Consider the following 20,774-nt stretch of genomic DNA (forward strand, 5'->3'; position numbering starts at 1 on the left):
AGTGTCAGATAAATCTCCTCCTGCCAAAAAGCCGACTGTCTCACTAGCGTCGTTCTCGGCGGCGAAGAGTGCGACACCGCGCCCCCTCTGACGGGGCGAAGGGCTCTGCGACGCATTGCGCCGACTTCCGCCCGGCCCACCCCGTTGCCTTTCCCAGAAGGACCTGAAGGAGATCACCCCGTGTTCGAACGTATGGCCGACTTGGCGATTCGCCGGTCCCGGCTCGTCCTGATCGTCGCCGCCCTGGCCGTGGCCCTCATGGGCGTGGTGGGCGCGGGCGCCTTCGGCAAACTGAAGGGAGGCGGCTTCGACGACCCGGCTTCCCCGTCCACCCGGGCAGCGGCGGTCATCGATGAGAAGTTCGGCGGCGAGACCAACCTCGTCCTGCTGGTCGGCGCCCCCGACGGCCGCATCGACGCCCCCGCCGCCAAGGAGCGCGGCCAAGAACTGGTCGCCGACCTCAAGAAGGACAAGCGGCTCAGCAACATCGTCTCGTACTGGGAGACGAACAGCCCCGACCTGCGTTCCGAGGACGGCCGTGAGGCCTTGGTGCTCGCCCACGTGAGAGGCGACACCACGGAGGAGCGGAAGAACTCCATCGAGATCCTCGACGAGTACAGCGGTACCTACAAGGACACCCTCACCATCGAGCTCGGCGGTGGCGCCGCCGTAGGCGCCGACCTGTCGAACCAGGTGGTCGAGGACCTGATCCTCGCCGAAGCGATAGCCATACCGCTGACCCTGATACTGCTCATGATCGTCTTCGGCAGCGTGGTCGCGGCCCTGCTGCCGCTGATCATCGCGGTCATCGCCATCATCGGCTCGTTCGCCCAGCTCTTCCTGTTCGGCAGCATCACCGATGTGGCGGACACCGCGACCAACCTCACCACCGCCCTGGGCCTCGGACTGGCCATCGACTACGCCCTTCTGATGGTCAGCCGCTTCCGGGAGCAGCTCTCGGCCGGGGTGAGCGTGGACGACGCCGTCCGGCGAACGGTGCACACCGCGGGCCGCACCGTCGCCTTCTCCGCCGCGACCGTCGCGGCAGCCCTGGCGGCGCTGTTGGTGTTCCCGCAGTACTTCCTGCGCTCGATGGGCTTCACCGGAGTCGGTGTGGTCGCCATCGCAGCCCTCAGCACCCTGTTCGTGATGCCGGCCCTGCTGAAGGTTCTGGGGCACCGGGTCAACAGCGGGCGGCTGCCGTGGGCGAAGTCGCAGCGCTCCGACACCCGCACACCTCTGTGGGGACGGCTGGCGCGCACCGTCATGCGGCGGCCCGTACTCACGGCACTGCCCGTCGTGGCCGTACTGCTGTTCGCGGCGAGCCCGCTGCTCAACATCTCCTTCGGCACGCCGGACGAACGCGTGCTGCCCAAGGACGCCGAGAGCCGCCAGGTCTCGCAGGTGCTGCGAGAGGATTTCGGCGGCAGTGAGGACTCGGCCCTCCAGATCGTCATCGGCCAGTCCGTGGACAAGGCCCCACTGGCGTCGTACGCGGGCCAACTGGCCGCACTCAAGGGCGTCGAGCGGGTCGAGACCAGCATCGGCGTCCACACCCCGGGACAGTCCGCGGCGGCAGGCCCGGCCAACCCCGCTCTCGGCCGGCCCGACGCACAGCGGATCAGTGTGGTGAGCAGCCTGACACCGAAGTCGGAAGCGGCCGAGAGCCTGGTCAAGCAGGTGCGCTCGGTCACCCCGCCCCCTGGGGCCAACCCCCTGGTAGGGGGAAATGACGCCGTACTCGTCGACGCCAAGGAATCCATCGCCGACAAGCTCCCCCTGGCCGGGGCCCTGATCGTCCTCACCACCTTCCTGCTGCTCTTCCTGTTCACCGGCAGCATCGTGCAGCCGGTGCGCGCCCTGGTCCTCAACCTGATCAGCCTGGCGGCCACCCTCGGCGTCATGACCTGGATCTTCGACGACGGCCATCTCTCCTCCTTCCTCGGCTTCACCCCGCAGCCGATGGAGATGACGATGGCCGTGCTGATGTTCTGCATCGCCTTCGGCCTCTCGATGGACTACGAGGTCTTCGTCACCAGCCGGATCAAGGAACTTCACGACCAGGGAGCGGACAACGAGTCCGCCGTGGTCGACGGTCTCGGCCACACCGGGCGCATCGTCAGCGCGGCCGCCGTGCTGCTCGCGGTGAGCTTCTTCGCCTTCGGCACCGCCAAGCTCAGCTTCATGCAGATGTTCGGCCTCGGCAGCGGACTTGCCATCCTCATCGACGCCATCGCCGTACGCGGAGTCCTCGTCCCCGCCGCGATGCGCCTCCTCGGGCAGAAGGCCTGGTACGCACCCGGCTTCCTGCGCCGGTTCCACGGACGCTACGGCCTCAGCGAAGGCGGCCCCGAACCGATGTCCGTACCCGGGCCTGCGGCGGATCCGACACAGGTGAAGGACTCGACCAGGGTCTGACCCCGCGTCCGCGCCCCTGACACCTGACACCTGTGCCGGTGCAGCCAGAGGAAGACGCTGCACCGGCACAGGTCATGCTCGCCGTGGGACCCGGCCACAGCCGCCTGTCTCACGAGCGTGGGCGTGGGCGGCCGGCGGTCGGGCCGTGGCCGACCAGGTGTGCGGATGGGTGCGGAAGGTGGAAGGCCGGCCCGCGTTGTTGCCCAGTGCCTGGAGAGGCGGGCCCTCCGGGTCGGATGCGATGCGGCGGGCGAGTTGCCGCGGGTGCTCGGGCTGCGTGATGTCGAGGATCACCGGTTCGCTGTTCGCCGCACGGATCGCCTCGGCGTCGCTGTCCCGGCGGACACCGGCGAGTACGTGGAAGTCCTGGCGGGCGAGTTCGCGGGCGGTCGCTGCTCCCAGACCCGTGGAAGCACCTGTGACGACGATCAGACCGCGGGCGGACATCGTGGTGGGCATCGGGAAACAGCCTCTCCTGGAGTGAACTTGGCGGTGAGCATCCTTCGCACTCGTCCGACCGAGCCGCTCCACCTGACGCGTTCACTGTCGATCAGTGGCAGGGCCTCAGCCAGTGCATCCTGCGACGGCAGGACTCGCGGTACTACCCTCGCCGCGGACGAGCGGCAGCGGCGAGGAAGTGAGGTGCCGCACCGCGAACAGTGGTAGTCGAACAGGCACTTGCTCCTGCCGTTACCTGCTCGTCACGAGGTTGCCTACCCGGGCAGCGCACCACTCTTCGCCGCCTTGTGGTGCCGCGCGGACAGCCGGGAGCCGGACTCGCGGCGGGCGGCACGACGCAGGAGGGGCACCGCGAGAAGGAACCCGAGAGCGGCCCAGGCGGCCAGGACCAGGGCGACCATCGGCAGTTCCCAGGAACCTGCCGCCTCGGCGGCACGTGCCGTGTCGGGAAGCAGCGCCGAACGCAGACCCTGCGCCATCCATTTGAGCGGAAACACCGCGGCCACGTGCTGGACCGGAACGGGCAGCGAGGTGAGCGGGAACACCGTCCCGGAGGTGAACAGCAGCCCCATCGTCGGCAGCATGATCAACGCCAGTGCCTCGCGGGGATTGGGCAGTATCGCTCCGATGGCCGCGCCCAGCGGTACGACGGCGAGCAGCCCGAATGTGGTGACCCACAGCAGTGTCAGCCAGTCGCCCGGTCCGTGCGGCAGCGGCCCGTCCACCAGCAGCGCCGCGGCCGCCAGGAGCAGGGCCAGGGTGGTGACCGCCACGACGACCACGAGCAGGCACTTGGCGACGAGGTAGGCCGGTATCCCGCCGGGGGTGGCGCGCAGCCGCAGCAGAGTGCCCTCCTCCCGCTCGGTCACGAGCATCTGCGGGAGGTTGATCAGTCCGATCTGGAACAGCAGGTAGGCGGCGAATCCCGCCAGCACCGGATGGGCCATGGGGGTCAGGGTGCCGGGTACGTTGTCGCCGGCGTAGGCCGCGATGAGCAGGCCGACGACCACGTTGGTCAGGTGGCCCGACATCTCCTTGCCGTTGCGCAGGAGGTGCCGTAGTTCGATGCCGCCGCGCTGGAGCCCGGCACGCCAGACGTTCGTCGTCGGTTTCCCTCTCATGCGGCCTGTTCCTCCTCGTCCCCCTGCTCGTCCGTGCCGTCGGCCTCCCGGTGCACCATGTGCAGGTAGGTGTCCTCCAGCGTCGGGCGGCGGACTTCCAGATCGGCGATCGGGCCGTCCGCGTGCCGGTGGAGTTCCCAGACCAGCCGAGAGGGGTCCTCGGTGTGTTCGCGGCGAAACGTTCCGTCGTCGGCCGTCCAGCGGACCTCGGCCCGGGCGGCGGCCCGCCCGGCCAGCTCCGCGGGCGTACCGCAGGCCCGGATCCGGCCACCGACCATCATGGCGATCCGGTCGGCGAGCCGCTCGGCCTCGACCAGGTCGTGGGTGGTGAGCAGGACGGTGACGCCCTCGTCGCGGGCCAGCCGTTCGACCAGGACGTGGAACTCGTGCCGCGCCTGCGGGTCGAAGCCGGTGGTCGGCTCGTCCAGGAAGAGGAGTTCGGGACGGCCGACGATGCCGAGCGCGACGTCCAGCCGCCGGCGTTGGCCGCCCGACAGCCGGTCCACCTGCCGGCCGGCCTGGTCGACAAGGCCGACCAGGGCCAGCAGTTCGGCCGGGTCGCGCGGGTCGGGGTAGTACGTGGCGAAGTGCGTCAGCAGTTCCGCGACCTGCCAGCGGCGGTGGTCGCGCCAGGACTGCAGGACCAGCCCGATCCGGCCGCGCCACGCGTCGTCGCCCCGCTCCGGGTCGGCACCGAGGACGTGCACCTCGCCGGCGGAACGCCTCCGGAATCCCTCCAGGATCTCGACCGTGGTGGTCTTTCCGGCGCCGTTGGGTCCGAGCAGCGCGAAGACCTCGCCGCGGTGAATGTCCAGGTCGACGCCGTGAAGGACGTCGATGTCGCCGTACGTCATCGTCACGCTGCGCGCCCGGACGGCAGGCTGGGGTGGTGTGAGCCCGGGCGTCATCGCCCTGCCACCGGGTTGTGCCGCTGTGGTGGCGGCGTTTCGGCCGATGCCGGAAGACCGGCGCCCTCGACGATCGCCCGAAGCGCCGCGACGTGGCCCTCGAAGGCCGCGCGGCCGTGGCCCGTCAGCCGTACCTTGGTACGCCGTTTGCGGCCGCCGCCCTCTTTGTGGAGCTCCAGATATCCGGCTTCCTCCAAGGTGTGCAGCTGTTTGGAGAGCGCGGAGTCGCTGAGCGAGAGGCTGTCGCGGACGAAGGCGAAGTCCGCCCATTCGGTGGCGGCGAGCAGCGCGACCACCGACAGCCGGGTGGCGGGATGGATCAGCTCGTCGAAGCCGACGGGGACGCTCATCGGCCCGCCCCCGCGTCTGCCGCTCCCGTCTCCGCCGCCTGAGTTTCACGGCCCCGCACCGACCCGGCCGCCCAGCGGCTCGTCGGCCCGACGAACAGCACGAACACCGTCGCCGAGACCGTGGCCTGGATCAGACTGGCGGTCACCGGCTCCATCGAATCGACCATGCGTCCGGACAGCAGGGTCGTCCCGCCGGTCACGATCGCCCCCGCGACGAAGGTGCCGAGCATCCGCCGGGTGCACCGGGTGTGGTGCAGGCGCACCCGGCTCCGCCGGTTGTGGTGCACGGCCAGCACGCCCAGCAGCGCGACGTATGCGGCGAGGAGCAGTCCGACGCCCCATCCGGGCAGGTCCAGGCCCAGCAGGGCCAGGAAGATCCACATGAGCAGGGCGGTGCCCCAGAGGGCTCCCGGGCCGCCCGCAGCGGATCGCTCGACCTCGTCGTACACCCGCTCCTGCGGCACTCGGATGCGCTGCAGGTCTCTCCACGCCTGTTCGGCGTCCATCGGTGCGTTCACGGCTCTCGCCCTCCCGTCCCCGCTCTACTTTCCTGACAGGAAAGTTATCTTCGGCTTTCCCGATAGGCAAGTCGGCGGGCGTCGATGCCGAGCCGATGCCGCTGAACACTGGAAGAGGGCTCATGCACTCCCGGCCGAGCGGACGGCTCCGCCGGACAGGCTCCGGCGCCTTGCGTTCGCCCACCCGGACCGGGGACGCTGAGCGCGTCGAACGCCGGCGAGACGGGTGGGGCAGCGCGAAGCAACACTCGGCTGGGCGTCTCGCGGTCTCCTTCACGCCGCACTCAGCAGGCAGACGGTCCCCCGACCGGAGAACCGGCCGTCGGCTTGATGGGGGGCTCACCCGGGATCATCCGAGGCGCGGTCGGCGCTGGAGGCCGGTGTCGCCGGAATGCGCCCGGTGGACGGTCGGCAAAAACTGCGGGCTCATGTGCTTGTAATGGTCCTGCCGGGGTACTCCACCAGATTCGCGTCCAGACCAAGGAGAACCATGGACAGTACTGCCGCTTCCGGCACGGGAGACAGACCCATGCCCGGGCAGCAGGCGCTGTCCACGGTCCCCCCGGAAAAAGTTCTGGAAGCCCTGGCAGCGTCCGCCATCGTCGTGGACGACGACGGCCTCATCGTCGCGGCCAACAGCGCGGCCCAGATCCTGCTCGGCAGAGAGGCAGCGGCGCTGATCGGTCAGGACCCCCACGACCTGCTGCACCGGGACAGCCACGGACACTCGGTGCCCCGCACCCGTTGCCGGATGAGGAAAGCGCTCCTCACCATGGACACCCGGCACGGCAGCGACGAATGGTTCGTCCGCGGAGATGACACCCTCGTCCAGCTGTCCTGGCTGATCACTCCCTACACAATGGGCGAAGGCGTCACGGGTGCGCTGGCGCTGCTGTACGAGCAGGAGAAGCCGCAGCAGAGCGGTGACGGACACTCCGCACCGCTGACGGAACTCGATCGCCTGGCCCTGCTGGCGGAGACGACCACGCAGCTCACGTCCACCCTGGACGTGGACGAGGCACTGCACCGGCTGGCGGCCCTGACCGTGCCACGGCTGGCGGACTGGGCGGTGTTCGACCTCCTCACCGAACGCGACGAAGTACGACGAGTACTGGTGATGGAGCACAAGGACGGCATCCTGGTCGAGCGGGAAGACCTGCAAGGCCCCATGCCCCCCGTGCCGGCAGAGTCGCCGATGCCGCTGTCACGGGCTCTGCGCGGCGCCGCCTCCTCCCTCGCCGGCCCCGCCACCTACCAGGGCCCGCCCGACTCGGGCATCGCAGTGGAGCAGCAGCGACTGTTCACCGCGACGGGCATGCACTCCGCTGCCATCGCGCCCATTCGAGGCCTGCGTGACGTGCTCGGCGCCCTGACCCTGGGCCGAGGACCGCGTCATGACGCCTTCACGCCTGCCGACCTGCCGCTGCTGGAGGACCTCACCCGCCGGACGGGCCTGGCCCTGGACAACGCCCGCCTGTACCAGCGCCAGCGCAAGGTCGCCGAGACCATGCAACGCCATCTGCTGCCGCAGCTCCCCTCCTTGCCGGGACTGGAGATGACCGCGCGGTACCTGCCCGCTCCGGACGCGTCCTCCGTGGGCGGTGACTGGTACGACGCCTTCGCTCTGGCCACGCATGCCCACGCCCTGGCCATCGGCGATGTCGTCGGACACGATCTCGACGCCGCGGCCGGTATGGCGCAGCTCCGCAACATGCTGCGTGCCTTCGCCTGGTCCCATCCACAGGCCGCCCCCAGCGACGTCGTCACCCGGCTGGACGAGGCCGTGATGCACATAGCCGAAGTCCCCATGGCAACCATGATCCTCGCCAGGCTCACACTGGGCGAGGACAACCTGTGGCGCCTGAGCTGGACGAATGCCGGTCACCCGCCACCCCTGCTCGTCAGCCACGACGGTCAGGCTCACTACCTCGACGGAGCTCACGGCATCCTGCTCGGGACCGGGCTCGACAGACCCCGCCCCGATGCCGTCATCGTCCTGCCGCCCCGGGCAACGCTCCTGCTCTACACGGACGGGCTGGTGGAATCACCGCACCACTCCATCGACCACGGACTGGACCGGCTGCGCCGCAACGCGGCCTCCCTCGCCCACCGTCCTCTGGACTCCCTCTGCGACTCCCTGCTGGATCTGGTCCGCCCCAGCGACAACGACGACGACGTGGCCTTGATCGCCCTGCGCACGCCCGCTGCCACGCAGGAGCAACGTCATGGGCCGCCCCACACGGGTGTCACGGACACGGGGGCCTGAGGGCTTCGCGTTGTGGTGTGTTCGGAGCATCCGTTCCCGGCGGACCGACTCCGGGTAGAAAGCGGCTTCTTCACTGCTGAATACTCACGGGTGCCATGTCGTACCCTTGTGCGACCATCCCCTCAACGACCAATGATCCAGAGGGGATTGCATGTTGGACGACAACTCCTGCCCGCCTGCGAGACGCAGGCGGACGGCCGCGGTGCCGGCCGTGTTCGCCGCTCTCGCCGCCTTGTTCGCCTCACTGTTGACCCTGACCGGGGTGAGCCCCGCAGTCGCCGCCGACGAGGAGTGCGCGCCGCTCGCGCTCGCGCCCTTCGGCGATCCGGGCGGAGCCGTTGGCAAGGCGCGCATCGCACCCGAGTCGAGCGTCTGCTACTCCGTCACCGTCGAGACGCCGGGTCTGTATCTGGCCCCGGCCCTGGACGGTGGCGGCAACACGGTGACCAGGAAGATCCTGGCCTCCGACGGCAGCGAGGTGGATTGCTACGGCGATGCGTACTCCACGAACGGCATGTGCGCGGTGCCGGCGGCCGGCACCTACACCCTGAAGGTGTTCAACAACGGCTGGGAGGACAAGGACACGTCGGTCACCGTGGTGCCGCTCGGCTCGTCCCGAGGTTGCGCGGACGCCACCGGCACGAACTGGGACCAGCCGGAGGTCACGCGTTCGACCGTGAGCCCGGTCGAGGTCGACTGCCAGCCCTTCGAGGGCGAGCGCGGCGACCGGGTCCGGCTCACCTACGGCTCCAAGGTCTACGGCGACTCCCTCGCGTGGATCACCGATGCGACCGGCGCCCGGATCTGTGAGCGGTTCCCCGACAACGACGAGGACAGCTGCGTTCTGCCGGGCGACGGCCCGTATCGGGTGATCTCCACCGTCTCGCGCGCGGAGAACGGCTTCCCCGCCGAGTTCGCGGTGAAGGTGCGCCGCCTCAGCGACCCGCAGGGTTGCACCGCCGCCCCGGCCCGCCCCTACGGCCCGCTGGAGCAGCAGGACCACATCACCAACCCGTGCTTCACCTTCACCGCCGGCTCGGCGGGACCGTACACCGTGCACTCCGTCAGCGAGGACCGCGAGGTCGGGGTGGCCCGGGTGTACGACGAGGCCGGACTCAGCGTGTGCCGGTACGAGGCCGACCCGTGCCAGATCAAGGAGCCAGGCACCTATACGGCCGTCCTCGACGGCACCTACCCGTTCCGTGGCACCCGCGCCGGCCTGGTCGTCCTCGACCGGGCCTCCGACGCCGGATGTGTGGCGACCGGGACCGGCCTGCACAGGGGCGAGTTGCGCACGGTCGGGCAGTACGACTGCCTGACGTTGGACGCTCCGCAGGGTGCCAGGATCGCCGCGCTCACCCCGCTCTCCACCTCCGGCGTGGACACCGACGTGGAGGTCCTCGACCGGGACGGCACACCCCAGTGCAGTTCGACCGAACTGTCCGGCGGCAACTGCGCGTTGACCGGTACGGCTCCCTACCGGACGCTGGTGCACGCCGAGGACGGCGGAGAGGGCGCCACCGGCCCGTACTCCGTCGCCCTGCACCGCACCGACGCCGCGAGCGACTGCCCCGTCCTGCCCGCGGGCAGCTTCACCGCCGGCGGGGCCAAGGCCACCTTGACCACCGGTGACGGCCTCTTCTCGCACTGCCTCAGTGTTCCGGCCGACGCCCACACGGCCAACGAGGTCTTCCAGCTGACCGCCACGTCCGGCGGTGCGGCCGCGAAGTTCTCGGTGCTGGACAGCGCCGGCAAGAAGGTCTGCGAGCGCGCTGCCGGCACCGACGGCTGGACGCTCTGCCCGCTGACCCCAGGTAAGGCCCACACCGTGCTCGTCACCGGAAGCGACCAGGCCGCCACATACACACTGGCCCGGCGTGACGTCACCTCGACCGCCTCCTCGGCAGGCTGCGCGAAGGCCCCCGTCGCGAAGGTCGGCGGCCCGTCCCTTCCCGGTGCGTACGGTGCTCCCGGCACCCTGAACTGTCACCAGGTCACCACCGACGCGGACACGGACGTCGTCCACCTCGATGTACGGGACAAGCTGGGCACCGCCAACATCGTGGTCTTCGGCGATGACGGCACCGCCGAGTGCTCCTTCCGCAACCGCTCCTGCGCGGCCACCGGATCCACCACGCACCAGGTCCTCGTGCAGACTCCCGCCACGCTGAAGGCTGCGCCCGAGTACCGCCTGGACGCCCTGCGCATCGCCACCGCGGACGGTCCTGCGCCGGAGTGCACCAAGGTCCCGTCCGTGTCGTACGGCTACGGGCCCGTCACCGGCACGCTCGACGAGTCGCACACCGCGGTGTGCGCGGTCCTGCCCACCGCCGGTTTCGACCGTTTCGACGCGGAGATCGCGGACACCTCCGGAGCCGTCACGACAGCGGTGCCCGCCCTCTACAACAGCGCCTGGAGCAACGGCTGTACGACGTCTCCCTCCGGCAGCCGCTGTTCGGTGGGCGGTTCGTCCTCGGCGGCCAGTCCGAGCGTGTTCGTGCTCGGACTGCCGGAGAAGGCGTCCAGCACCGCATACAGCGCCAAGCTGGCCTGTGCCTCAACGCTGTGCGGCACGGACAAGGTGGGCGTCACCGCGGTCGGCCCGGACAGCGGGGCCACCGACAGCAAAGTCACACTTACGGTGACCGGCACCGCTCTGCCCGCGAATGCCACCGTACGGTTGAGCAGGAGCGGCAAGACCCTGACCGCCACGACACTGTCGGTCTCCGCGGACAACCGGACCCTGACGGCGGCCCTGGACCTGACCGGCGCGGACACCGGTACCTGGAACGTCAGCGTTCTCACCACCTGCTGCGAGTACGCCCGCGGCACCTTCACCGTGACGCCTCGGCAGACCGGCCGGGCGGCCGCGAGGTGAGCCGACGCGGCTGACAGGACAAGGGGGTGGCCCGCAGCCGCCCCCTTCTCCCGTTCGGGCCACAGCGCCGACGAGCATGAGGCTCAGGACGGGCAGGAGGCTCGGACGGCACGCTGGCCCGTACCCGGTCGCGTACGAACATGCGCGCTGCGCCGCGTTTGAAATCAGCGGCACGGTAAACCCGGATGCCTTGACACAGCCTTTATACGACCAGCTGGGAGACACAGTCATGGGCATCATCGCCTGGATACTCATCGGTCTGCTCGCGGGCCTCATCGCCAAGGCGCTCATGCCGGGCAAGGACCCGGGCGGCATCATCATCACGATGCTCATCGGGATCGCCGGCGGCCTCCTGGGCGGCTGGCTCGGCAAGGTCCTCTTCGGCGTCGACTCCATCGACGGCTTCTTCGAGATCTCCACCTGGATCGCCGCCATCGTCGGCTCGATCATCCTCCTCGCCCTCTACCGGGTCATCACCGGAAACCGACGCCGCAGCCACGCCTGACCCCACACCACCCCATCGGCTCCGCCCTACACCCCAGGGCGGAGCCGATCGGTGTGGTTTCGGGTCAGCCGGATGAGTCGGCATCCCGCTCCCAGGGCGAGCCTCCGTAGCGGGTGGCCATCGCCGTGGCGCGGTCGTGCAGGGAGGTACGCAACGACGTCGGGTCCAGGGCTTCCGCGTCCATGCCGAGCTGCCACAGCGCCCATACGGCATGCCGGGAATCCTGAAAGGTAACCTCCAGCCGCAGCCAGCCGTCCGCGTCGGGGTCTTCCGCGCGGACAGCCAGTGCGGCGTCCAGCAGTTCCTCCCGCCGCGCCGGATTCACCCGTACCAGCACGGTCATGTGGTCACCGCCGGACAGAAACCGGGCGGAGCGTTCCCGCCAGATCCGGTCCAGATCGACCCGGTTGGGCCGCTGTGCCGCTTCGGGGAGTTCCTCGGCGGCCAACACCCGCGACAGCCGGTAGGTGCGGTCCGCGCCCGATCTCGTGGCCAGCAGGTAACTCCGGTCCCGGACGGTGACCAGGCCGATCGGGTCCACCGTGCGCCACTGTGGTTGCTGCCCCGTGGCCGCGTAGTGGATGCGCAGCTTGTGCCCGGCGAGCACCGCGCGTCTGACCTCGGTCATCGTGGTACCGGGCACCTCCTCGTCGACCAGCCGCCGTGAGAGCAGGTCGGTCTCCGGGTCGACGAGAAACCGCTGGGCCGCGTCGCCGGCGGAGGTCCGGTGGCCTTCGGGTAGCGCGTCGACCACCTTGCGCATGGCCGAGGCGAGCGCCGAGCCGAGACCGAAGACATGCTCGCCGCGCACCGATCCGGCGGCCAGCAACGCGAGAGCCTCGTCGTGGTTCAGTCCGGTGAGCTCGGTCTGGAAACCGGGCAACAACGCGAACCCACCGTGCCTGCCCCGTTCCGCGTAGACCGGGACGCCGGCCGCGGACAGTGCCTCGATGTCGCGCAGCACGGTGCGGGTGGACACCTCCAGCTCGCGGGCCAGCGTGTCCGCTGTCAGCCGACCGTGCCGGCGCAGCAACAGCACCAGCGAGATCAACCGGTCGGCACGCATGCCCGGACTTTAACGGGAATACATGACGGAGGGTGTCATGAATTCTTGGGAGGCTCATCGACACGACGTCACAGCGGGGCGGCTACCGAGCCGACGGACGTTCGTACTCCCGATTGGTCGAATGGAGCTGATGTGGCAGTGGAACGCGCGGCAGTCAACCCGGTGACGTGGTCCGTGGACTTGGGGTTCAACCAGGGGGAGGTCGTCTCCGGGCACACACGGACCCTGTACATCTCGGGGCAGACCGCGATGAGCGGTGACGGCAAGCCCCAGCACGACGGTGACATGGCGGCGCAGTTGACGCTGAGCATCGACAACCTGGAGGCCGTGCTCGGCGAAGCCGGCATGTCTCTCGCGAACCTGGTCCGGCTCAACGTCTACACGACCGACGTCGATCTGCTTTTCCAGCACTACGGCGGGCTGGCGGCGCGGTTGGGTGCCGCCGAGGTGGCACCGACATCCACGATGCTCGAAGTGACGCGACTGGCGATCCCCGGCCAGATGGTCGAGCTCGAAGGAACCGCCGTCGGGTGACGTGGCCTCCGCGGTCCTGCTACCCGTGCCGGGTCGACCGGCGCGGGTAGCAGGCAGGTCGTCAAGCACCCAAGCTCAAGAGGGTGACAACCGGCGTGTGGGCCTCGGCAGCGGGTGCCCGAGACGGGGGCCGGCCGCAGGCTGAGAAGCCGACCGGGCGGTAGCCGCGTGCGATCAGGGGTTGTGGAAGACGGAGGTGAACGCGCGGTCGAAGCGCCGCGCGGCCAGGTCCTCGCGCTGGATCACCCAGTGGACGGTGGAGCTCTCCCAGCCCTCGACGTCCATACCGGCATACCAGTCGGCCAGGAGCACCCAGTCCGAGACGTGAGCCGAAACCGGTCCGTCCCACCCGCCCGCCTCCGCCGCCCTCACTGCCCTGGACACGGCGACGGACACCGGGTCGGTGCAGATGGCCTCCTCGTCGGCGTATCCCCCGATCTGCAGCGGGCCTTCGGGGGCGATGTCGCTACGGGTCCTCCCCCAGGCCGCGACGAGTTCCTCGGAGCGGGGATGCCCGGGGAGCGGCCCGCTCCCCGGCTTCTCTGCGCATTCGACCGCGTGGTGCCAGGGCAGCGAAACGTCGGCCGTCGCCCTCAACGGCCCTTGCGGGAACGCCTTGAACATCGCTGCGTAGTCCTCGAAGTCGAAGGAGTTCCACGCGTCCCTGTCCCGCTCCGTCACGGCCGTACCGACGGGGACGTACACCACGCTGCCCATGGTTTCGGAATCGCCGGCGGCCTCAGGAAGGGCGAACAGGAGCAGGCGACCGTCGGGAGGCAGTGGAAGGTCCGTGGCGTCAGCGGGGAGAGCCGCGAGGTCGATCGAAGCGACGAAGGGGTGGGAGGGGTCCGGGATGTCGGCCGGGAGCATCAGCGGACCGCCGAACCGCCCCACGACCGGCCCGTCCCCGTCATCGTCCCGCCTCAGCGTCGCGCAGGGACGGGCGGTGGCCAACCACCGCTCGACGTCATCGGCGGGGATGCCCCGGGCTGTCGCCTCGTCGCGGAAAGGGCATAACCGGGCCCGCATCTCAGGTGTCATGGGCGAACCCTAGGCGGGAGGACTGACACCCGCTTCGAAGCCATGGCGGCTGCGGAGGAGCCGAGAAGGGGAGGAGGGACTCACTCAGCGCGGGAGGCGGCCGTCCACCACAGACGCACCTCCTTGCGGACGTCCGTCGGGCGCAGCTCCCAGCCCTGGGCCAGGGCCACCTCGGCGACGTACCGGCCACCCACACCACGGTAGACGGACACGGATATCTCGCACTCGACGGGAGGCCTCGTCTTCTTGGGCTCGGGTGGCGCCGAGGCCAGAGCCGTCCAGTGGGCGACCACCTTGTCGACCCGGGCCCGGTAGTACTCGGTATCACCCTCATGCCGCAGCTCCGGCCAGGTCACGAACCATGAGCCAAGGCCCGCGACCCGGGTCAGTGCCGTGTCCATCACCTCCCCGAAACCGCGCTCGTAGCGTGTACTGAACATGGCGATCACCTCCGTCAGCAGGGCCACGGCGATGAAGGCGAGCATGATGGTGAGACCTACCGCGCACAGCACCGGAAAGCACACCGCAGTCGCCATGAAGCGCAGCCTCAACTGCCACTTGGGGCGGACCGGTTCGGGGCCCCAGGTCGCGGGGTCTTCGTACTCGAGCATGACGGAGATCCTCCCCTACAGGACAGCCGGGCCGGACGGAACCCCCAGGTCACTCGCGACCACGGCCCGGAATCTGGTCACGTCCGGAGTCCGGGCGCGATGAGTTTCGTCGTGGTGCGCAGTCTGCATTCACACAACCGGGCAACCGCAACGAGGAGAGCGTCATGACCGCCACCTACACGTTCGATGTCTTTTCCAGCCTCGACGGCTTCGGAGCCGCGAGTGGCGACTGGACCGGCTACTGGGGCAAACAAGGGCCCGAACTGCTCGACCACCGCCTGTCCCAGTACGGCGAGGACCAGCGGATGGTCTTCGGGGCCAACACGTACCGGGCGTTCACACGGATGCTGGCCTTGAGCACCGAGGAGTCCGACGTGCGTGATCCATGGGTCACCCGGATGACGAGCCTGCCGGCCACGGTGGTGTCGACCACGCTGGAAGGACCTCTCGACTGGTCGGACGCGACCCTCGTGAGCGGCGACGCCGTCGATGTCGTGGCCCGGCTCAAGGAGGAGTCCGAGGTGCCGTTGCGCTCGCACGGCAGCCTGTCGATGAACCGGGCGCTGATGGCCGCCGGTCTGGTGGACCGTGTCCAGGTGACGCTCTTCCCGGTGATCACCGGTCAGACCGGGCTGGACCCGATCTTCCAGGGTGCCGCCGACTTCGACCTCGAGCTGATCGAGCATCGGACACTCGACGGCCGCACCCAGGAGCTCGTCTACCGGCCCACCCTGCATGCCTGAGCCCTGGCCACCGTCGCCGCGCTTCGCCCGCGGGCCGCTCGTACGGTCGGCCGGCGGTCACGGCGGTCACGGCGGTCACGGCCGGCGGTCACGGCCGGCGGTCACGGCGGTCACGGCCGCCGTACCGTGCTCGTCGGTCCGTCAGGGCATGCCCAGGCGCTGGCGGTAGGGCGGACGCGATGCAGTCGAACACCGCGTTGCGATCCACGGTGACCCGATCGGTGCTGTAGAAGCGCCCCTGGTCGCACAGGCCGTCGAACTCGGCGTTGTCTGCGTCGCTGCGGCGACGGAAGGCGTTCGAGGCAGTCCGGTCCCGCGAGCCGGTTTCGCGGTCCAGTCCTCGGCTGCGGGGCCGGGCCAGGGCGGGCACCCCTCCCCTTGGCGGCGGTGCCACGATCACGTGGCCGGGCTGCGCCCGGTGCCACCTGCTTCTCCCCTTTCGTCGTCGGTGCTCTCTTGTTTCGGGGGCGTTCCGGCCCGCAATCGGTCGAGCCAGGTCACTACCGGACCCGCCGTGACGCCGTGCAGCACCACCGAGGCCAGCACCGTGAACGTCACCACTGCCCAGAGCTCGCGGTCCGGTACCGGGAAGTCGTGCTGTCCCAGGGCGTAGGCGAGGTAGTACAAGGAACCGATGCCTCGGATGCCGTAGCACGCGACGACCCAGCGTTCCGCGCCGCGCAGACGGCCCCCGAGCAGCCCGGCCCACCCCGCCAGCGGCCGGACCACCAGCAGCAGCACCAGCGCGGTGACGGCGCCCTGCCAGGTCAGCTCGGAGAGGCCGCCCAGCGCGATGAAGGCGCCCAGCAGGAACAGCAACGCCGCGGTGAACAAGCGCTCGATCTGCTCCACGAAGTCGTGCAGGATGTTGTGGAAGCCGTGGGCGCGCTCGGCCGAGCGGATCGCGCACGCGGTGGTGAACACGGCGAGGAAGCCGTAGCCCCCCACCAGCTCGGTCACCCCGTACGACAGGAACGTGGCGCCCAGCGCGACGAAGCCCTCCCGGTGTTCGGACAGCCGCAGTGCCGACGACCGGGGGCGGAAGAACAGCCAGCCCAGCAGCCGGCCGACCAGCAACCCGCCCAACACGCCCACGGTGCACTTGAAGGCGACGTCCTCCACCGCCCAGGTGCCGAGCCAGTCTGCCGACCAGCCGCTGCCCGCGGCAGCGGCCAGCGCGACAGCTCCGTACGTCAGCGGGAAGGCGAGCCCGTCGTTGAGGCCCGCCTCGCTGGTGAGGGCGAAACGCACCTCGTCCTCGTCGTGCTCGTCCTCGGTGGGCTCCCCCACCCGCACCTCCGAAGCGAGGACCGGATCGGTCGGCGCGAGGACGGCGGCCAGCAGGAGCGCGGCGGCCGGAGGCCAGTCCAGGACCCACCACGCCACAAGGGCGGTGGCCACGACGCTCACCAGCATCGTGACGCCCAGCAATCGCCAGGTCGTAGCCCATCGGCGCAGGCCGACGGGCCGGTTGAGCGCAAGGCCGGCGCCCATCAGCGCGATGATCACGCCGATCTCGGTGACGTGCTCTGTCAGCAGCCGGTCGTCCACCGGATCGATCACGGGCAGAGGCAGCGGCAGCAGGTACACACCGACGCCACCCACCAGGAACACCAGCGGCAGCGACAGTGGCCGCCCGGCGACCACTCGGGGCAGCACCGCCGCGAGTAGTGCTCCCACTCCCAACCATGCGAACACCGCGTCGCCGATCGTCACAGCGCTGTGCCTGTCCTTCCGCCCTCAGTGGCCCCGCGCGCGTGCCGCACGGGACAGCGGCCACCTTTCGCTGCAGATCGCACCGCAAGCAACCAACGTGACCTTGGCCCCCTCCGCGTACCCCGTACTTGAGCGGCCAGCACTACGAGACCGACGTCATCGCGAGCCAGGCAGCTCACCGGCGTCGGCGCCATGGACCGGCGGGCGATGTCAGTTTGCCAGGCCTCCTCGTGGTCCGCTGCTTCGGCCGGACCGACGCCGGCCGTGTCTCACCCTCGGGCGTCGGGGACCAGGATGACCTTGCCCGTTGTCTCCCTTGCCTCCAGGGCGGCGTGCGCCGCGGCGGCCTGCGACAGGGGGAAGGTCTGGAAGGCGGGCACCAGACCTCCGTCGGCGGCCGCTGCGAGCGCGCGGGCCTCGTTCGCAGCCGCGGCCTGGCTCTGCAACAGCAGGGCCAGGGCGTCGGTGAAGTGCACGCCGCGCTCCTTCAGTTCCGTCTCATCGGGGCGGAACTCCTCCCGCGAGGCCGCACCGATGGTGACATAGCGCCCTCCCTCGGCCAGCAGCCCGAAGGCGGCCCGCCCCTTCTCCCCCTCGACACCGTCCAGAACGACCGTGACGCCGCGCCCGCCGAGGGCCTCACGGACGGTGTCGGTCCAGTCCGGCAGGTTGTAGTCGACAGCGACGTCGGCTCCCAGCTCTCGCACGGCCGCCGTCTTGGCCGGTCCGCCTGCCGCGCCGATGACCGTGGCGCCGAGGCGGCGGGCGAACTGGACGACCAGACGGCCGATGCCTCCGGCCGCGGAGGTGACCAGGACCACGTCACCGGAGGTGAGTTGCGCTATGTCGAGCAGGCCGATGGTGGTCGTGCCGGTGACGACCATGGTGACGGCGGCCTCGTACCCCAGTCCGGGCGGCATCCGGTGCAGGGACGGCACCTCGGCGACGGCGAGTTCGGCATAGCCACCCGGACTGCCGTGTGAGGTCACCACGTCGGCGCCGATCCAGGCTTCGTCCACATCGGGCCCGACCGACTCGACGACGCCGGCCACCTCTCCCCCGAAGATGGCCGGAAGCCGGGGAAGCGGCGGACCGATGTCCAGCCCTTCCCGCATCGCCGTCTCGATCTGATGGACTCCCGCTGCCCGTACGAGGACGCGGACCTCGCCCGGCCCCGGTACGGGATCGGGCACCGTCTCATGGCGGAGGTTCTCAGCAGGTCCGAACTCGTGCAGCACGACGGCGCGCATGGCCGTTCCTTCCGGTAGATCGGCAGTGGCACGCCCACTGTGCGACCTCTACTTCACTTGAGGTCAAGCCGCGCTCGCGCCGAGCACCTCCCGGCGGATGGGTAGGCGTCGGCCGGCTGTCCCCCGGCAGGAGGCACACCCGCCGTGTTCGGCCGAATGCTGTCTGTTCACGGGTGGGTGTACGCAATAGCCTGTGCGACCTTCGCGCTCTAGGGGGTCTCGTGAACGGTCTCCGTGCGGTTGTTGTCTGTCTTGTGATCGCGTGTGCCACGTTGGTGTCGCCGGCCGCGGCTGTGACGCCGAGCTGGTCGGCACTGCCCGTGCCGGCGGCGGCCCCGCCGGTGACCGTGTCCGATCTCGCCGCCCGCGGCCCGGGCGAGGCGTGGGCCACCGGGTACGAGCACGCCTCCGACGGGCTGCGGCCGATGCTGTACCGGTGGGACGGCACGGCGTGGCACCGGGACACGACCTTCCCCGGCGCCGACGAGCTGGGCTGGCTCGGCAAGGTGCAGTTCGTCGGCGAGGAGGTGTGGATCTTCCAGGACCGCGTGGGAGTGGGACAGGTCCTGCGCCGGTCGGCGGGAGGGTGGAATGCCCTCCCACTGCCGCAGAACCTGTGGACCAAACAGGACTTCGCCGCCGTGCCGGGTGCCGCGTGGGTGGTCGGTGAGGACGACACCGGGCTGAAGGTGCTGCACTACGACGGGTCGGACTGGACCACACAGTCCATGCCCGACGGTGTGCACTTCGTGATGGGGATCACCGCGCGAACTGCCACCGACGCCTGGGCCTGGGCGGACACCAGCACCGGGACGACCGTCCTGCGCTGGGACGGCACGCGGTGGCGGGACGCGAACGTCGCGCTGCCGCCGAACAGCAACATGCACACGATCCTGCTCGAACAGTCCGGCCGGGTCACGATCGGCGGCAGTCAGTACATCGACGGCGTGCCCCGCACCTACCTCATGACCCGGACCGGAAACACCTGGCGCACGACCCATCCGCCGCTGGGCGACACCCATACCGAGGCCATGGTGCGTGGCCCGGACGGCGCGCTGTGGCTGCCGGTGCGCAGCGACCGCGCGTTCCAGTCGAAGTACGCACGGGTGAACGGCTCCCGCACCACGTTCTCGTACGGCCCGGTGCGCACGAACGCGATCGACGTCAAACCACGTGCACTGGCGAAGGCCGGACTCTCACTGCTGTCCTTCGGGACCGTCGAGATCTACGGGTCGAAACCAAACCTGATGAGCGAGCGGCTGGGAGGCTGACCATGGCACGCAGACTTTTCGTCGTGGCTCTCGCTGTCGCCATGACGATCATGACCATCCTGGCGTCGGCCGCGGCGGAGAACCCGTCCTGGCAGCATGTTCCGGTCCCGGCGCAGGTACGCCCGCAGGCCGGGCTGAACGAGGCGGTGGCGTTCGGGCCGGACCGGGCGTGGGCGGTGGGCGCCGACGCCGTCGGCCGTGAGGCGCCGGGCTTTCCGCTGATGCTGCGCTGGGACGGAACCGCGTGGCAGCGCCAGAGTCTGCCCGGGGCCGGCTGGCAGGGCGAGTTGCTGTCCATCGCCGCGGCCTCACCGACCTCGGCCTGGGCCGTCGGCCGCGACTCGGCGGGCGGCGCCCACCTGCTCCGCTTCAACGGCACCACCTGGTCGGAGAACCGGCCGCCGCGCGGTGTCGTGCTGACCAAGGTCGTCGCCGGCGGCGGTGAGACCTGGCTGATCGGTTCGAGGGACGGCGCGCAGGCGCTGCTGCGTTGGAACGGCCGCGGCTGGCAGGACGTGCCGGTGCCGCCGGGAGCCGTGTACGGCCTGCACATTCTGGCGGCCGACGACGTCTGGGCCGCGGGCGCCACCAACTCCGGTGCGGCCGTGTCGCACTGGAACGGGCAGACATGGCAGCAGACGATCGTGCACGGGTTCCCACGGTCGGCCGTGGGCAGTGTGCTGGCGGTCTCGCCGACGGAGGTGTGGGCGGGTGGCACGGAAGGGTTCGTCGGCGGCCCGGTGGGCCGGCCGATTCCGCCACTGCTGGTCCGCTGGGACGGGCAGGCGTGGAACAGGGTCACCCTGCCCACCGACTTCGGCTCGGTCACCTCACTGACGCCCTCCGCGTCCGGCACGCTGGCCTGGGTCTCGGTGACCCGCTCGCAGAAGTGGGGCCCGCCGGGCAGCAATCCGCCGTTCGTCCCCGGGCCGGACTTCCTTGCCTGGAACGGACAGTCGTTCACCGAGCACAGTGAACCGGCGGTGCCCGGGGAGGGCAACTCCTCGGTGCTGCGGCTGGCGCCGGTGCCGGGCTCGGAGGCGGTGTGGTCGGTCGGCCGCGCCGACGGTCCCGAGGGTGCCTTCGCCCCGCGCATCCTGCGCTTCGGCTGACAGCAGG

The 20,774-nt window shown here is 70.1% G+C and carries 18 protein-coding genes; 8 read left to right on the plus strand and 10 right to left on the minus strand.

What is annotated here, in order from left to right; translation table 11 throughout:
* Positions 1-180: 180 nt before the first annotated feature.
* Positions 181-2,418: an MMPL family transporter gene (locus tag O1Q96_RS27385; protein ID WP_269250680.1), complete on the plus strand. Its 2,238-nt coding sequence runs from the start codon at positions 181-183 to the stop codon at positions 2,416-2,418.
* 72 nt (positions 2,419-2,490) lie between these two features.
* Here the strand turns inward: O1Q96_RS27385 and O1Q96_RS27390 are convergent, their stop codons facing one another.
* The 5 genes from O1Q96_RS27390 to O1Q96_RS27410 form a co-directional block, all read right to left on the minus strand.
* Positions 2,491-2,877 carry an SDR family NAD(P)-dependent oxidoreductase gene (locus tag O1Q96_RS27390; RefSeq protein ID WP_269250681.1) on the minus strand — a complete coding sequence of 129 codons (387 nt, stop codon included), beginning with the start codon at positions 2,875-2,877 and terminating at the stop codon, positions 2,491-2,493.
* 254 nt (positions 2,878-3,131) lie between these two features.
* Complete coding sequence (locus O1Q96_RS27395) at positions 3,132-3,998, minus strand: ABC transporter permease (RefSeq protein ID WP_269250682.1); 867 nt, start codon at positions 3,996-3,998, stop codon at positions 3,132-3,134.
* Positions 3,995-4,906 carry an ABC transporter ATP-binding protein gene (locus tag O1Q96_RS27400; protein WP_419586956.1) on the minus strand — a complete coding sequence of 304 codons (912 nt, stop codon included), beginning with the start codon at positions 4,904-4,906 and terminating at the stop codon, positions 3,995-3,997. Before O1Q96_RS27400 ends, O1Q96_RS27395 begins: the two co-directional genes overlap by 4 nt.
* Positions 4,903-5,256: a transcriptional regulator gene (locus tag O1Q96_RS27405; RefSeq protein ID WP_269250683.1), complete on the minus strand. Its 354-nt coding sequence runs from the start codon at positions 5,254-5,256 to the stop codon at positions 4,903-4,905. Before O1Q96_RS27405 ends, O1Q96_RS27400 begins: the two co-directional genes overlap by 4 nt.
* On the minus strand, positions 5,253-5,774 hold the full coding sequence (locus O1Q96_RS27410; RefSeq protein ID WP_419586957.1) for a hypothetical protein: 522 nt from the start codon (positions 5,772-5,774) through the stop codon (positions 5,253-5,255). Before O1Q96_RS27410 ends, O1Q96_RS27405 begins: the two co-directional genes overlap by 4 nt.
* 490 nt (positions 5,775-6,264) lie before the next feature.
* Between O1Q96_RS27410 and O1Q96_RS27415 the strand changes: the two genes are divergently transcribed.
* From O1Q96_RS27415 to O1Q96_RS27425, 3 genes are all read left to right on the plus strand, one after another.
* The gene (locus O1Q96_RS27415; protein ID WP_419586958.1) at positions 6,265-8,040 is read left to right on the plus strand and encodes a SpoIIE family protein phosphatase; all 1,776 of its coding nucleotides are present in this window, start codon (positions 6,265-6,267) and stop codon (positions 8,038-8,040) included.
* 151 nt (positions 8,041-8,191) lie between these two features.
* Positions 8,192-10,918, plus strand: a complete 2,727-nt coding sequence (locus tag O1Q96_RS27420) for a Tat pathway signal protein (protein WP_269250684.1) — start codon at positions 8,192-8,194, stop codon at positions 10,916-10,918.
* A gap of 229 nt (positions 10,919-11,147) precedes the next feature.
* A complete protein-coding gene (locus tag O1Q96_RS27425; RefSeq protein WP_269253742.1) occupies positions 11,148-11,423 on the plus strand; it encodes a GlsB/YeaQ/YmgE family stress response membrane protein in 276 nt (91 codons plus the stop codon).
* Between the two features lie 64 nt (positions 11,424-11,487).
* On the opposite strand, the gene O1Q96_RS27430 is transcribed toward O1Q96_RS27425, so the two are convergent.
* Positions 11,488-12,489, minus strand: a complete 1,002-nt coding sequence (locus O1Q96_RS27430; protein ID WP_269250685.1) for a helix-turn-helix transcriptional regulator — start codon at positions 12,487-12,489, stop codon at positions 11,488-11,490.
* A 138-nt stretch (positions 12,490-12,627) separates the two neighbouring features.
* Here O1Q96_RS27430 and O1Q96_RS27435 point away from each other — a divergent pair, with 138 nt between their 5' ends.
* A complete protein-coding gene (locus tag O1Q96_RS27435) occupies positions 12,628-13,023 on the plus strand; it encodes a RidA family protein (protein ID WP_269253743.1) in 396 nt (131 codons plus the stop codon).
* A gap of 174 nt (positions 13,024-13,197) precedes the next feature.
* On the opposite strand, the gene O1Q96_RS27440 is transcribed toward O1Q96_RS27435, so the two are convergent.
* Complete coding sequence (locus tag O1Q96_RS27440; RefSeq protein WP_269250686.1) at positions 13,198-14,064, minus strand: DUF1963 domain-containing protein; 867 nt, start codon at positions 14,062-14,064, stop codon at positions 13,198-13,200.
* A gap of 80 nt (positions 14,065-14,144) precedes the next feature.
* Positions 14,145-14,675, minus strand: coding sequence for a hypothetical protein (locus O1Q96_RS27445; protein ID WP_269250687.1), 531 nt, complete (start codon positions 14,673-14,675; stop codon positions 14,145-14,147).
* 164 nt (positions 14,676-14,839) lie between these two features.
* Here O1Q96_RS27445 and O1Q96_RS27450 point away from each other — a divergent pair, with 164 nt between their 5' ends.
* The gene (locus O1Q96_RS27450; RefSeq protein ID WP_269250688.1) at positions 14,840-15,418 is read left to right on the plus strand and encodes a dihydrofolate reductase family protein; all 579 of its coding nucleotides are present in this window, start codon (positions 14,840-14,842) and stop codon (positions 15,416-15,418) included.
* 396 nt (positions 15,419-15,814) lie between these two features.
* On the opposite strand, the gene O1Q96_RS27455 is transcribed toward O1Q96_RS27450, so the two are convergent.
* A complete protein-coding gene (locus O1Q96_RS27455; RefSeq protein WP_269250689.1) occupies positions 15,815-17,134 on the minus strand; it encodes a cation:proton antiporter in 1,320 nt (439 codons plus the stop codon).
* A 269-nt stretch (positions 17,135-17,403) separates the two neighbouring features.
* Positions 17,404-18,384 carry a zinc-binding dehydrogenase gene (locus O1Q96_RS27460; RefSeq protein ID WP_269250690.1) on the minus strand — a complete coding sequence of 327 codons (981 nt, stop codon included), beginning with the start codon at positions 18,382-18,384 and terminating at the stop codon, positions 17,404-17,406.
* Between the two features lie 221 nt (positions 18,385-18,605).
* Between O1Q96_RS27460 and O1Q96_RS27465 the strand changes: the two genes are divergently transcribed.
* Positions 18,606-19,655 (plus strand): hypothetical protein, encoded by a 1,050-nt coding sequence (locus O1Q96_RS27465; protein WP_269250691.1) that lies wholly within the window; start codon positions 18,606-18,608, stop codon positions 19,653-19,655.
* A gap of 2 nt (positions 19,656-19,657) precedes the next feature.
* On the plus strand, positions 19,658-20,767 hold the full coding sequence (locus O1Q96_RS27470) for a beta propeller repeat protein (RefSeq protein ID WP_269250692.1): 1,110 nt from the start codon (positions 19,658-19,660) through the stop codon (positions 20,765-20,767).
* The last annotated feature ends 7 nt before the right edge of the window (positions 20,768-20,774 follow it).

Origin of the sequence: Streptomyces aurantiacus (assembly GCF_027107535.1) — a bacterium.
Taxonomy (GTDB): Bacteria; Actinomycetota; Actinomycetes; order Streptomycetales; family Streptomycetaceae; genus Streptomyces.